Here is a 12,060-nt window from a genome sequence, read left to right as displayed (position 1 = left end):
TCCGCCAATGCCCATTGGAGCTTCGGCTCGACAAGCGCGAGGATACATTTTGTTCGTTTTTTCCAAACTTGTCTGGATTTTCGGTCAGCCGCTGTCCCTGGCTTTTTTCTTCGGCCTACTGGCCTTCCTCGGTGCGCTTCTCCGCCGTCGCGGGCTCGTCCTCACCTCATCGCTGCTGTCGACGGTGATCCTGTTTGTGGCACTTTATACGACGGCCGGCGCCTATGTCGTCCAGGGTCTGGAGGAGCGCTTTCCGCATGTCGCGGCCGATCCGGCGGATTTGAAATGCATGATCGTTCTCGGTGGTGCCACGCAGAACCAGGTGACGACGGTGCGCGGCGGCTATGAGCTCGATTCGGCTGGCGACCGCCTGATCGAGACCCTGCGGCTGGCGCAGAAATATCCGCAGGCGCGCATCGTCGTCTCCGGTGGCGATGGCTCGATCGGCGGTGATTACGAGGGCGATGCCGTCATCTCCGAACGCTTCTTCACGGCCCTCGGCATTGCCAAAGACCGCCTGGTCGAGGACAAGACCTCGCGCACCACCTTCGAGAATGCCGTCAATACCAAGGAGTTGCTGGCGCAGAACGGTCTGTCCGGCTGCCTGCTGATCACCTCCGGCTTCCACATGCCGCGCTCGATGGGCATTTTCCGCAAGCAGGGCATCGATGTCGTGCCCTGGCCGGTGGATTACCGCAGCACCGGCAAGGAGACGCTTGGCTTCGATTTCACCCAGCCGTCGCTGAATGCGCAATTGCTGGCAACCGGCGTGCGCGAGTGGATCGGCCTTGTCGGCTATTACGCCGTCGGCCGCACCTCGGCACTTTATCCCGCGCCATAACCATGTGCGCCGGACCGTAACTACGTGTCCACGCCACAACTAAGCGGTAAGCCGTAGCTACGTATTTTGCCGTAGCTACGCACGCCTGCCGTAGCATTATTTTTTCGCGACGGTTACGAATTTGACGCCGCGAACGCGGACGGTGATCTCGCAAGGGTCACCGTCGGTGCGGTCGCAGAAGCGCGGATGCATCTTCATGACCAGCACCATGTTGCCGAAGCGCTGGATGAAATCGTAGCCATAGATTCGCGCCGTGGCGACGAGGATATAGCCGCCCTCGACGACATGGACGTAGAAATTATAGGGGCAGCCCTCGTCGGTGCAGTCGGGACCTTTTTCGCCCTTGCATGTGATCTCGCCTTCGTTGACGACGATGTCCATCAGCTTGTCGTTGTTGAAATCCCGCTCGGTGGCAAAGCCGTCGCCGAAGCTTGCCTGGCCCTCGCAGCGCTTGGTGAAGTGATCCTTCTCATAGGCCACCGGATCCTGCAGCAGCGATTGCTGCGCTTGCGCCGCGACGGGCAGGATGACGAGTGCGACGAGATTGAGGATCACGATCAGCAGGGATTTCAACGGGGTTTCCTCTCCAAAGCACGGCACGGCCGCTGGGGTTGTCGCGTCCGCTTCGGCATCTTTACACCTGCCTGCTTGCGTGACCCTTGCCGCCGTGATTCACTCCGCCAAAATCGCCGCCGGCATTCTGTTGGAGCTCCCGATGTCGCTTCTTTCGTTTCTCGACTATGCCGGCGTCGCGCTCTTCGCCGCCACCGGCGCGCTGGCGGCCTCGCGCAAGCAGCTCGATCTGATCGGCTTCCTGTTCTTTGCCGCCGTCACCGGTACCGGCGGCGGCACGCTTCGGGACATCATCCTCGGTCGCGTGCCGGTCTTCTGGGTGTTGAACCCGACCTATATCATCATCTGCGCCTTGGTCGGCGTGTTGGTCTTCTTCACCGCGCATCTGTTCGAATCGCGCTATCGGCTGCTGATCTGGCTCGATGCCATCGGTCTGTCAGCCTATTGCGTCATGGGGGCTGCCAAGGGCATGGCGGCGACGGGCTCGCCGACGGTTGCCATCGTCACCGGGGCGCTGACGGCGACCTTCGGCGGTATCCTGCGCGATCTGCTCGCAAACGAGCCCTCGGTGCTGCTGCGGCCGGAAATCTATGTGACCGCCGCCCTCATCGGCGCCGGCGTCTTCACCGCGGCCAACGCGACGACGATGCCACTCTATGCCTCGGCAGGGCTCGGCGTTGCCGCCGCCTTCGCCGTGCGCGGTGGTGCGCTCTGGTTCGGCTGGACCTTCCCGACCTATCATCATAAGCCCGGCCGGCATCCCGACGATGTGATGTGAGCTAGCTTATAGCTTACCGCTGCTTGCGGCGCAGACGGATGACGACGTCGACATGGGCGATTTCCATGCCCGCCGGCGGCTCCGGCAGGTTCGCGATCGTCAGATTGCTGATCGGAATATCCAGCACTTCGTTATGGCCTTCGACGAAGAAGTGGTGGTGGTCGGAGACGTTGGTGTCGAAATAGGTCTTGGCGCTTTCGACGGCCAGCACGCGGATCAGGCCAGCCTCGGTGAATTGATGCAGCGTGTTGTAAACGGTGGCGAGCGAGACCGGCACGCCGGCGGTGACGGCTTCCTCGTGAAGCTCCTCGACGGTCAGGTGGCGGTCACCCTTGGCAAAAAGCAGATCGCCGAGCGCTATGCGCTGTCGGGTCGGCCTCAGGCCGGCATTGCGCAGCCTGGTTTCGATCGCGATTTCGGCTTCTTCCGCCATTCAGGGAACTCCGGATTCCTGATCTCTGTAATTCTTGATTAAGCCATATAACTTTTGCACGGATTGCTTTCAATAGTTTCGATGGGGTGGGAAGGCTGTCAATCGCCGGAAAAATAGGGCTCTTGCCGCATTTGCCACTGGCAGCAGCCCTAGCGTTCCTGTATGCGACGACCACATATAGTGAAGTGCGGCCATCGGGCGGCAAAATGGGCGTGTCATGCTTACGCTTCATTTTCCCTCGATCTTGCACTAAAGCTTCACATCCACGGCATCCATGCGGGGGAACGGAATTTTTATGACGACGAGACAATCCAGCTTCAACTATGAGGAAATCCTGTCCTGCGGCCGCGGCGAATTGTTCGGCCCGGGCAATGCGCAGCTTCCCCTGCCACCGATGCTGATGGTCCATCGCATTACAGATATTTCCGAAACCGGTGGTGCCTTCGACAAGGGCTACATCCGCGCCGAATATGACGTGCGTCCCGACGACTGGTACTTCCCCTGCCATTTTGCCGGCAATCCGATCATGCCGGGCTGCCTCGGCCTGGATGGCATGTGGCAGCTGACCGGCTTCTTCCTCGGCTGGCTCGGCGAGCCCGGCCGCGGCATGGCGCTGTCGACCGGCGAAGTGAAGTTCAAGGGCATGGTTCGTCCGGACACCAAGCTCCTCGAATACGGCATCGACTTCAAGCGCGTCATGCGCGGCCGCCTCGTCCTCGGCACTGCCGACGGTTACTTGAAGGCTGATGGTGAAGTTATTTATCAGGCGAGCGACCTGCGCGTCGGCCTGTCAAAGGACAAGGCTGCCTGAACCGCGGCCCTGCCGCCTCCACAAAGACTGCGTTTTAGAAAAGGTCATCGACATGAGACGGGTTGTTGTCACTGGTCTGGGTATCGTTTCATCCATTGGGAATGATGCGCAAGAAGTTACCGCGTCGTTGCGCGAAGCCAAGTCGGGTATCTCGTTTTCGAACGATTTCGCCGAACATGGTTTCAAGTGCCAGGTCTGGGGTTCGCCCAAGATCGACACGACCGATCTGGTGGACCGCCGCGCCATGCGCTTCCTGTCGCAGGGCGGTGCCTGGAACCATGTCGCCATGAAGCAGGCGATCGCCGATAGCGGCCTCGAAGAGAGCGACATCAGTAACAACGAGCGCACCGGCATCATCATGGGCTCAGGCGGCCCTTCGACGCGCACGCTGATCGAAGCCGCCGACATTACCCGCAAGAACAACAGCCCGAAGCGCGTTGGCCCCTTTGCTGTGCCGAAGGCGATGTCGTCGACGGCCTCGGCCACGCTCGCCACCTGGTTCAAGATCTACGGCGTCAACTATTCCATCTCGTCGGCCTGCTCGACCTCGGCGCATTGCATCGGCAACGCCGCCGAGATGATCCAGTGGGGCAAGCAGGACGTGATGTTCGCCGGCGGCCACGAGGATCTCGACTGGACCATGTCGAACCTCTTCGACGCCATGGGCGCCATGTCCTCCAAGTTCAACGAGGATCACCCGGAAACCGCCTCGCGCGCCTATGATGCCAGCCGCGACGGCTTCGTCATCGCCGGCGGCGCCGGCGTGCTGGTGCTCGAGGAGCTGGAACACGCCAAGGCGCGCGGCGCCAAGATCTATGCCGAAATCGTCGGCTACGGCGCTACCTCCGACGGTTACGACATGGTCGCTCCGTCGGGCGAGGGCGCGGTGCGCTGCATGCGCCAGGCGCTCGCCACCGTGAAGGGCGATATCGACTATATCAACACCCACGGCACCTCGACCCCGGTCGGCGACAGCAAGGAAATCGGCGCTATCCGCGAGGTTTTCGGCAGCAAGATCCCGCCGATCCAGTCGACCAAGTCGCTGACGGGCCATTCGCTCGGTGCTGCCGGCGTACAGGAATCGATCTATTCGATCCTGATGATGCAGGAGCGCTTCATCGGCGAAAGCGCCCATATCACCGAACTCGACCCGGAATTCGAAGGCGTGCCGGTCGTGCGCAAGCGCATCGACGATGCCAAGATCGACATCGCTCTCTCCAATTCCTTCGGTTTCGGCGGCACCAATGCCACGCTCGTATTCCAGCGCTACAACGGATAAGGCAATGACGGGTATCATGCAGGGTAAGCGCGGCCTCATCATGGGCGTCGCAAACAATCATTCCATTGCCTGGGGCATTTCGAAGGCGCTCGCCGCCGAAGGCGCGGAACTGGCATTCACCTTCCAGGGCGAAGCGCTCGGCAAGCGCGTCAAGCCGCTCGCGGCTGAAGTCGGCTCTGATTTCCTCCTGCCCTGCGACGTTGAGGATTTGGCCTCCGTCGACGCCGTGTTCGACGAGATCAAGGCGCGCTGGGGTAAGCTGGACTTCATCGTCCACGCCATCGGCTTTTCCGACAAGAACGAGCTGAAGGGCCTCTACGCCAACACCACGCGCGACAACTTCACCCGCACGATGGTGATTTCCTGTTTCTCCTTCACCGAGATCGCCAAGCGCGCCGCCGACCTGATGACGGACGGCGGCAGCATGCTGACGCTGACCTATAACGGCTCGACGCGGGTGATCCCGAACTACAACGTCATGGGCGTCGCCAAGGCGGCTCTGGAAGCCTCCGTGCGCTATCTGGCCGCCGATTACGGCCCGCGCGGCATCCGCGTCAACGCCGTCTCCGCCGGCCCGATCCGTACGCTCGCCGGCGCCGGCATTTCCGATGCCCGCGCCATCCTGTCGTGGAACCAGCGCAACGCACCGCTGCGCAAGTCTGTGACCATCGACCAGGTCGGCTCCTCGTCGCTCTATTTGCTCTCCGATCTGTCGGCAGGCGTCACCGGCGAAATCCACTTCGTCGATGCCGGCTACAACATCACCTCGATGCCGACGCTGGAAGCGCTGAACAACGCCGACGTCGAGTAAATCGCAATTTGATACCCCTCGCGGCCAAGAGCCATGAGGGGTAATCTTCTTGGATGATCCCGCCGGGCTTCCCGATGACGTTCACGAACGCCGAACCCTTCGCATCCACCGAACGTCTCATCCTTCGCGGCTTCATGCCCGAGGATTTCGAGGCCTTCAGCGCCTATCGCTCATTGCCTTCCATCTATCGTTTCCTCTACCGCGACCCGCCGTCGGCGGAGGCGTTGCGGGAGCGTTTCGACGCCAGCTTGAATTCGTGTCTCTCGGAAGATGGTAGTTCCTTGCGCTGGGCGGTGCTTCGGCGGGAGGATGGCGCCCTTTTGGGTGATGTCAGCCTGAAACTCACCAGCAAGGCCGCGCTGCAGGCCGAGATCGGCTATATCTTCAATCCGGCCTTTGCCGGCAAAGGCTACGCGACCGAGGCGGTGCGTACCATCATCGATCTGGGCTTCGGCACATTCGGCCTGCACCGGATTTTCGCGCGGCTGGATGCGCAAAATACCGCTTCCGTCGGGGTCGTCGAACGGCTGGGATTGCGCCGCGAGGCGCATCTGATTGAAAATGACCGTTTCAACGGTGTCTGGGGCGACGAATATATCTATGCCGTTCTCAGCCACGAATGGGCGGATGGAGCGGGCACGTAGCGGGCTTTCGCTCGCGATGTCGTAGGGGTAGCCCGGTCCCATGCAGCAAGACATCAGCGGCACTTTTCAGACTGGTGGACTTCCGTGCTTGCTCAAAGGCAATTCAATGGGGCATCTGGCAGTTTGCCGTCGTTATTTCTGTAACGCGTCCGCACTCTTCCCGGCGAGGCGGTGACTCTGTAAAGTGGCCGAACGTGTGCCAGACCATCCAACCCGGAGGCTCCGTATGGCCGAGGTCTTGTTGTTCCACCACGCACAGGGGCTGACCCTGGGTGTGCGTGCCTTCGCCGACGACTTGCGGGCCACCGGTCACATCGTGCACACGCCGGACCTGTTCGACGGACGCACGTTCCAGAGCATCGATGCGGGTCTCGCCTATATCGGTGAGGTCGGATTCGACGACATGCGGGAGCGCGGCGTCCGCTTCGCCGACGAACTACCTCCCGAGATCGTCTACGCCGGGTTCTCGTTCGGTGTGCTGCCGGCGCAGAAGCTGGCACAGACACGGCCCGGAGCCCGCGGAGCCCTGCTCTTTCACTCTTGCCTGCCGATCAGTGGCGAGTGGGCCTTCGGACCCTGGCCGGACGGCGTCGCGGTCCAGATTCACGGTATGGACAACGACCCGATCTTCGTCGGCGAGGGCGACATCGACGCCGCCCGCCAGATCGTGGAGAAGGTCGAGGACGCGGAGCTTTTCCTGTACCCTGGCGATCAGCACTACTTCGCCGACAGCTCGCTCTCGTCATATGACGCCGACGCAACCGCGCTACTCACCATCCGAGTGCTTGAGTTCCTGGATCGCGTTTGATCCATGCTCGGTTCGAGCAAAGGCCGAGCTGTCATTATGGTGAACCGACTCTGGCTCATGCCGAGGATCGGCACCAAATCGAATGATGAAGCCACGCTCCGAAATCTTGTCGAGCATAGGGTCTATCACCGGATTTGACGTCCGATCCGCCGTTTACTTCTTCGCCCACAGCACCTTGAAGCGCGCATTGCGGCAGGTCTCGCCGCTTTCCTTGAAGTTCTCAGCCAGCACCGGCTCGTAGGGCAGGCCGCGATTGGCGACCAGCATCAGGCGGCCGCCGCCGCGCAGCGCCGAAGACGCCGTCTTGATCATCGCCTGGCCAAGCGAAGGCTCGGCGGCGTGCCCTTCATGGAAGGGCGGGTTCATGATGATCAGGTCGTACTTGTCCTTGACCGGCTCGCCGGCCAGGTCGTGCCAGAAGAAGCGCTGAGCGACCTTCGGGCAGTTTGCAAGGAGATTGGCCCTCGCGGCCTCCAGCGCGTCGTAGTGGGCCTCGTAGAGGTCGATACGGGCAATCCGTGGCGACTTGGTCGCCAGTTCCACCGAGAGGTACCCCCAGCCGGCGCCGAAATCAGCGGCATCGCCGGAAAAATCGGTCGGCAGGCGCGAAGCGAGCAATTCCGAGCCGGCATCGATGCGGTCATGCGAGAACATGCCCGCTGTCGTGGTAAAGCGGCCGTCGACGCGCGTGGCGGGCTTCACCAGCTGCGCGGTCGGCGCGCTGATATCGGCCGGACGGGCGAACCAGAAGGCGACGCCGTGATATTTCGGCATATGGTTGACCTCGAGGCCGAAGCCTTCGACGCGCTTGCGCAGCGGCTGGATGCCGTCTTCCTTGCTGCCGGCGACGACGATCAACCCACCCGCCTTCACGCGCGACAGCGCCGTGGCGATAGAGGCCTCGTTCTCGCCCTTGTGCTTGGTGCAGAGCACCAGCGCGCCGTCATAATCCGCGCCCTCGATCTCCGGTGTCACATTGATCCGCTGCGCCTGCAGCTGGCGGTAGAAGGGCCGGAAGCCCTGGACGGCGGAAAGCTCTGCGGCAAAGTCGGCCGGCAGGGAAAAGCCCGCTTCCGCGCCGAGAAACAGGATGCGCTCGCCTTCGCCGGGCGTGGCGACGGTGCCGGAGGCAAAGGGATGGAACAGGGTCTTCAGGGCGTCGCGGCTCATGGTCTTGGTCTCGTGCGGTCAGCGGATAGAAAAAGGGCGCGGAAACGAATTCCGCGCCCCGGAACATGAATGGAGGCGCAGCTTATTCGGCCGCGTCGTCCTTCTTGGCGGCGAGTTCCTGGCCGGTTGCCTGATCGACAACCTTCATGGACAGGCGGACCTTGCCGCGTTCGTCGAAGCCGAGCAGCTTGACCCAGACCTTGTCGCCTTCCTTGACGACGTCCTGGGTCTTGGCGACACGCTCGGAAGCGAGCTGCGAGATATGCACGAGGCCGTCGCGGGCGCCGAAGAAGTTGACGAAAGCGCCGAAGTCGGCGGTCTTGACAACAGTGCCTTCGTAGATCTGGCCGACTTCCGGCTCGGCGACGATCGAGTGGATCCACTTGCGGGCCGCTTCGATTTCCTTGCCGGAGGACGAGGCGATCTTGACGGTGCCGTCGTCTTCGATGTTGATCTTCGCGCCGGTCTTTTCGACGATTTCGCGGATGACCTTGCCGCCGGAGCCGATGACTTCACGGATCTTGTCGACCGGGATGTTCATGACTTCGATGCGCGGTGCGAATTCGCCGAGCTGGCCGCGGCTTTCGGTGATTGCCTTGGACATTTCGCCGAGGATGTGGGTGCGACCGCCCTGTGCCTGGCCGAGAGCGACCTTCATGATCTCTTCGGTGATGCCGGCGATCTTGATGTCCATCTGCAGCGAGGTGATGCCGTCGGCAGTGCCGGCGACCTTGAAGTCCATGTCGCCGAGGTGGTCTTCGTCACCGAGAATGTCGGAGAGAACAGCGAAGCGATCACCTTCCAGGATCAGACCCATGGCAATGCCGGCAACTGGCTTGGCCAGTGGAACGCCGGCGTCCATCAGTGCGAGCGAGGTGCCGCAAACCGTTGCCATCGAGGACGAGCCGTTGGACTCGGTGATCTCGGAGACGACGCGCAGCGTGTAGGGGAACTGTTCGACCGTCGGCAGCATCGGGCGGATAGCGCGCCATGCGAGCTTGCCGTGACCGATTTCGCGACGACCCGGGGAGCCCATGCGGCCGGTTTCGCCAACCGAGTAGGGAGGGAAGTTGTAATGGAGCAGGAAGCGCTCCTTGTACATGCCGGTCAGGCTGTCGACATACTGTTCGTCTTCGCCGGTGCCGAGCGTGGCGACGACGATTGCCTGCGTTTCACCGCGGGTAAACAGCGCCGAACCGTGCGTGCGCGGCAGAAGGCCGACTTCCGAAACGATCGGGCGAACGGTCGACAGGTCGCGGCCGTCGATGCGGCTCTTGGTGTCGAGGATGTTCCAGCGAACGATCTTGGCCTGCAGGTGCTTGAAGACGGCGCCGATGACTTCGGCGGAATACTTCGGCTCGACGCCTTCCGGGAAGAAGTGTGCCTTGACCTTGGCCTTGACGGCGTCGACGGCAGCGTAACGCTCGGCCTTCTGCGTGTTCTTGTAGGCGGTGCGCAGCTCGGCTTCGGCGATGCCGAGCATTTCGGCTTCGAGTTCGGAATGATCTTCCGGCGTGAAATCGCGCGGTTCCTTGGCAGCGACTTCAGCGAGCTTGATGATCGCGTCGATGACGGGCTGGAAACCGCGATGACCGAACATGACGGCGCCGAGCATGACGTCTTCAGGCAATTCCTTGGCTTCCGACTCAACCATCAGAACGGCGTCCTGCGTGCCGGCGACGACGAGGTCGAGGCTCGATTCGTCCATCTCGTCGAGATGCGGGTTGAGGACGTATTCGCCGTTGATGTAACCGACGCGGGCGCCGCCGATCGGGCCCATGAACGGAACGCCCGACAACGTCAGGGCAGCCGAAGTGGCAACCATCGACAGGATGTCCGGATCGTTTTCGAGGTCATGCTGAATGACGGTGACGACGACCTGGGTATCGTTCTTGTAGCCTTCCGGGAAGAGCGGGCGGATCGGGCGGTCGATCAGGCGGGAAACCAGGGTTTCCTTTTCGCTCGGACGGCCTTCGCGCTTGAAGTAGCCGCCGGGGATCTTGCCGGCTGCATAGGTCTTTTCCTGGTAGTTGACGGTGAGCGGGAAGAAATCCTGGCCCGGCTTCGGCGACTTGGCCGAAACGACGGTGGCAAGAACCACGGTCTCGCCGTAGGTCGCCATGACGGCGCCATCAGCCTGGCGGGCGATCTTGCCGGTTTCGAGCTTCAGCGGGCGGCCTGCCCACTCGATTTCGACGGTATGGATATCGAACATATCTTGTCCTTGCGTGATGCGGGAAAAGGCGCCGTCGCCGGGGCGGCAAGGCACATCTTCAACCGCACGAATGTGACGCATCACGGGCAAGACAACGAGAGGCTTTCAAGGATCGGCCGAAGCTTGCGGCTTCGGCTGAAAGCATCCGGCAATCCTGCCCCATGACAGGTCAACGGTTGTTGTTGGCAGCACCGGCCCATCCGGGCTGCCGGGTCTGTTTTATCTGGCGCAAACGGAGCGCGCCGCACAAACAGGTCTTCCATTGTACCATGATCCCGTCCGAAAACTGCTTCGCATTCTTCGGGATCATGTTCGGGCGGAGCAGGTATGCCCCAAAAGCATCCGGCGGACGTTCAGGTGAACGCCCGCCGGAAAATTCATTAGCGACGGATGCCGAGGCTACCGATCAGCTTGGAATAGCGGCCTTCATCCTTCTTCTTGAGGTAATCAAGAAGCGAACGGCGGCTGGAGACCATGGTCAGGAGGCCACGACGGGAGTGGTTGTCCTTCTTGTGGTCCTTGAAATGGTCCGTGAGGTTGTTGATGCGCTCGGTCAGGATAGCAACCTGGACTTCCGGAGAACCGGTATCGCCTTCGACGGTGGCGTATTCCTTGATCAGCGCAGCTTTGCGCTCAGCAGTAATCGACATCGGATGGTCCTTTCTATGAGGAGGAAATAAGTCGCCAAACGCCGGGATGTCGTCCAGCATTGGCCGCGAATGCAATCGAGCAGGCCCGATGCTGGCGCTGCCTATAAACCAAATAAGCGGTAATGGAAAGAGGGTTCTCCCCCAGGCGGCTTTCAGCGCCCCGCCATGGCATTCCGGATCATCGCATCATAACCCTCAGGATCCTGCAGCATGGCGAAATGGCTGGCGTCTTTCAGGATGACAAGCTTCGCGCCCGGAATTTCCTTCGCCATCATCTGCGTATGGTCGAGCTTAACCGCCTCGTCTTGGTCACCGATGGCAAGCGTAACCGGCACCGCGATCTTTCCAAGGTCGGCTGCCGTCCATGCCGGTTGCGTTGCCCACATCTCCGAGATCTGGTTGACAAAAGCATCGTATTCGTTCGGCGTCGGCGACAGTTTCCTGTAATATTCGCCGGCGACATCGATGTAGTTGCTGAAGGTCTTGTTGTTCATCACGTCAGGTTTCACCCCATCGGTCGTGACATTTGCCGCCTGAGCGATTACGCGCGTCAGCTTATCGGGGTACTTCATTGCCATGTCGATGCCGATGATGCCGCCATCCGACCATCCCACCAACGTTACCTTGCCGGTTTTCAGATAGTCGAGAAGCGCGGCATAATCCGAAGTCATCAGATCGTAGCCGAAGGGTTGCTGGCTGCGCGTGGAGCGACCATGCCCGCGGCTGTCGGCGACGATGACCAGATGATCCCTCGCGAAATCAGCGACCTGATGGCCCCAGACATCGGCATTTCCAAGCCCGCCATGGATGAAGAGGATCGGGGTGCCCTCACCATATTCGGCATAATACATCTTGATGTCGTTGACATCGGCCATGCCGCTCGTCTTCGGCTCCGGCATTGGAGGAAAAGCCGGAAGTGCGGCCCACCGCTCGGCGGAATGGGCGCTGGCAACCGTCAGGAACAGCGAAAAGAACGTCAGTATTCCGATTTTAACTCCGCGCATATCTTCCCCCTTGAACGGGCCTTCATAGCCCGTCGGAAAACAT

Annotated in this window: 13 protein-coding genes; 7 read left to right on the top strand and 6 right to left on the bottom strand. The window is 61.3% G+C overall.

What is annotated here, in order from left to right:
- Positions 1–49: 49 nt before the first annotated feature.
- A complete protein-coding gene (locus AB6803_RS29395) occupies positions 50–841 on the top strand; it encodes a YdcF family protein (RefSeq protein WP_371112190.1) in 792 nt (263 codons plus the stop codon).
- A gap of 96 nt (positions 842–937) precedes the next feature.
- Here the strand turns inward: AB6803_RS29395 and AB6803_RS29390 are convergent, their stop codons facing one another.
- Positions 938–1,414 (bottom strand): hypothetical protein, encoded by a 477-nt coding sequence (locus tag AB6803_RS29390; RefSeq protein WP_371112189.1) that lies wholly within the window; start codon positions 1,412–1,414, stop codon positions 938–940.
- A gap of 142 nt (positions 1,415–1,556) precedes the next feature.
- Here AB6803_RS29390 and AB6803_RS29385 point away from each other — a divergent pair, with 142 nt between their 5' ends.
- Positions 1,557–2,192: a trimeric intracellular cation channel family protein gene (locus AB6803_RS29385; RefSeq protein ID WP_371112188.1), complete on the top strand. Its 636-nt coding sequence runs from the start codon at positions 1,557–1,559 to the stop codon at positions 2,190–2,192.
- A gap of 13 nt (positions 2,193–2,205) precedes the next feature.
- Here the strand turns inward: AB6803_RS29385 and irrA are convergent, their stop codons facing one another.
- Positions 2,206–2,625 carry an iron response transcriptional regulator IrrA gene (gene irrA, locus AB6803_RS29380; protein ID WP_174015293.1) on the bottom strand — a complete coding sequence of 140 codons (420 nt, stop codon included), beginning with the start codon at positions 2,623–2,625 and terminating at the stop codon, positions 2,206–2,208.
- Between the two features lie 295 nt (positions 2,626–2,920).
- Here irrA and fabA point away from each other — a divergent pair, with 295 nt between their 5' ends.
- The 5 genes from fabA to AB6803_RS29355 all read left to right on the top strand — a co-directional run bounded on the left by fabA (position 2,921) and on the right by AB6803_RS29355 (position 6,978).
- Positions 2,921–3,436 carry a 3-hydroxyacyl-[acyl-carrier-protein] dehydratase FabA gene (gene fabA / locus AB6803_RS29375; protein WP_007690321.1) on the top strand — a complete coding sequence of 172 codons (516 nt, stop codon included), beginning with the start codon at positions 2,921–2,923 and terminating at the stop codon, positions 3,434–3,436.
- 52 nt (positions 3,437–3,488) lie between these two features.
- A complete protein-coding gene (fabB, locus tag AB6803_RS29370) occupies positions 3,489–4,715 on the top strand; it encodes a beta-ketoacyl-ACP synthase I (protein ID WP_371112187.1) in 1,227 nt (408 codons plus the stop codon).
- Between the two features lie 4 nt (positions 4,716–4,719).
- On the top strand, positions 4,720–5,526 hold the full coding sequence (gene fabI / locus AB6803_RS29365) for an enoyl-ACP reductase FabI (RefSeq protein ID WP_371112186.1): 807 nt from the start codon (positions 4,720–4,722) through the stop codon (positions 5,524–5,526).
- 53 nt (positions 5,527–5,579) lie between these two features.
- Positions 5,580–6,170, top strand: coding sequence for a GNAT family N-acetyltransferase (locus tag AB6803_RS29360; protein WP_371112185.1), 591 nt, complete (start codon positions 5,580–5,582; stop codon positions 6,168–6,170).
- A 226-nt stretch (positions 6,171–6,396) separates the two neighbouring features.
- Positions 6,397–6,978: a dienelactone hydrolase family protein gene (locus AB6803_RS29355; RefSeq protein ID WP_371112184.1), complete on the top strand. Its 582-nt coding sequence runs from the start codon at positions 6,397–6,399 to the stop codon at positions 6,976–6,978.
- Positions 6,979–7,131: 153 nt separating this feature from the next.
- Here the strand turns inward: AB6803_RS29355 and AB6803_RS29350 are convergent, their stop codons facing one another.
- The 4 genes from AB6803_RS29350 to AB6803_RS29335 form a co-directional block, all read right to left on the bottom strand.
- Complete coding sequence (locus AB6803_RS29350; protein WP_371112183.1) at positions 7,132–8,148, bottom strand: class I SAM-dependent methyltransferase; 1,017 nt, start codon at positions 8,146–8,148, stop codon at positions 7,132–7,134.
- 82 nt (positions 8,149–8,230) lie between these two features.
- Positions 8,231–10,363 carry a polyribonucleotide nucleotidyltransferase gene (pnp, locus tag AB6803_RS29345; RefSeq protein WP_371112182.1) on the bottom strand — a complete coding sequence of 711 codons (2,133 nt, stop codon included), beginning with the start codon at positions 10,361–10,363 and terminating at the stop codon, positions 8,231–8,233.
- A gap of 380 nt (positions 10,364–10,743) precedes the next feature.
- Positions 10,744–11,013: a 30S ribosomal protein S15 gene (gene rpsO, locus AB6803_RS29340; protein ID WP_007690305.1), complete on the bottom strand. Its 270-nt coding sequence runs from the start codon at positions 11,011–11,013 to the stop codon at positions 10,744–10,746.
- Between the two features lie 152 nt (positions 11,014–11,165).
- Positions 11,166–12,017 carry an alpha/beta fold hydrolase gene (locus tag AB6803_RS29335; protein WP_371112181.1) on the bottom strand — a complete coding sequence of 284 codons (852 nt, stop codon included), beginning with the start codon at positions 12,015–12,017 and terminating at the stop codon, positions 11,166–11,168.
- Between the last annotated feature and the right edge of the window lie 43 nt (positions 12,018–12,060).

Origin of the sequence: Rhizobium sp. RCC_161_2, assembly GCF_041355235.1 — a bacterium.
GTDB lineage: Bacteria > Pseudomonadota > Alphaproteobacteria > Rhizobiales > Rhizobiaceae > Rhizobium.
This window is presented reverse-complemented; position numbering and strand designations above follow the sequence as displayed.

What these genes read in the sequence shown, in the direction of transcription:
- AB6803_RS29350 (WP_371112183.1), bottom strand. Translation starts at nt 8,148, where the DNA reads ATGAGCCGCGACGCCCTGAAGACCCTGTTCCATCCCTTTGCCTCCGGC.
- pnp (WP_371112182.1), bottom strand. Translation starts at nt 10,363, where the DNA reads ATGTTCGATATCCATACCGTCGAAATCGAGTGGGCAGGCCGCCCGCTG.
- irrA (WP_174015293.1), bottom strand. Translation starts at nt 2,625, where the DNA reads ATGGCGGAAGAAGCCGAAATCGCGATCGAAACCAGGCTGCGCAATGCC.
- fabI (WP_371112186.1), top strand. Translation starts at nt 4,720, where the DNA reads ATGACGGGTATCATGCAGGGTAAGCGCGGCCTCATCATGGGCGTCGCA.
- fabB (WP_371112187.1), top strand. Translation starts at nt 3,489, where the DNA reads ATGAGACGGGTTGTTGTCACTGGTCTGGGTATCGTTTCATCCATTGGG.
- fabA (WP_007690321.1), top strand. Translation starts at nt 2,921, where the DNA reads ATGACGACGAGACAATCCAGCTTCAACTATGAGGAAATCCTGTCCTGC.
- AB6803_RS29355 (WP_371112184.1), top strand. Translation starts at nt 6,397, where the DNA reads ATGGCCGAGGTCTTGTTGTTCCACCACGCACAGGGGCTGACCCTGGGT.
- AB6803_RS29335 (WP_371112181.1), bottom strand. Translation starts at nt 12,017, where the DNA reads ATGCGCGGAGTTAAAATCGGAATACTGACGTTCTTTTCGCTGTTCCTG.
- AB6803_RS29385 (WP_371112188.1), top strand. Translation starts at nt 1,557, where the DNA reads ATGTCGCTTCTTTCGTTTCTCGACTATGCCGGCGTCGCGCTCTTCGCC.
- AB6803_RS29360 (WP_371112185.1), top strand. Translation starts at nt 5,580, where the DNA reads ATGATCCCGCCGGGCTTCCCGATGACGTTCACGAACGCCGAACCCTTC.
- rpsO (WP_007690305.1), bottom strand. Translation starts at nt 11,013, where the DNA reads ATGTCGATTACTGCTGAGCGCAAAGCTGCGCTGATCAAGGAATACGCC.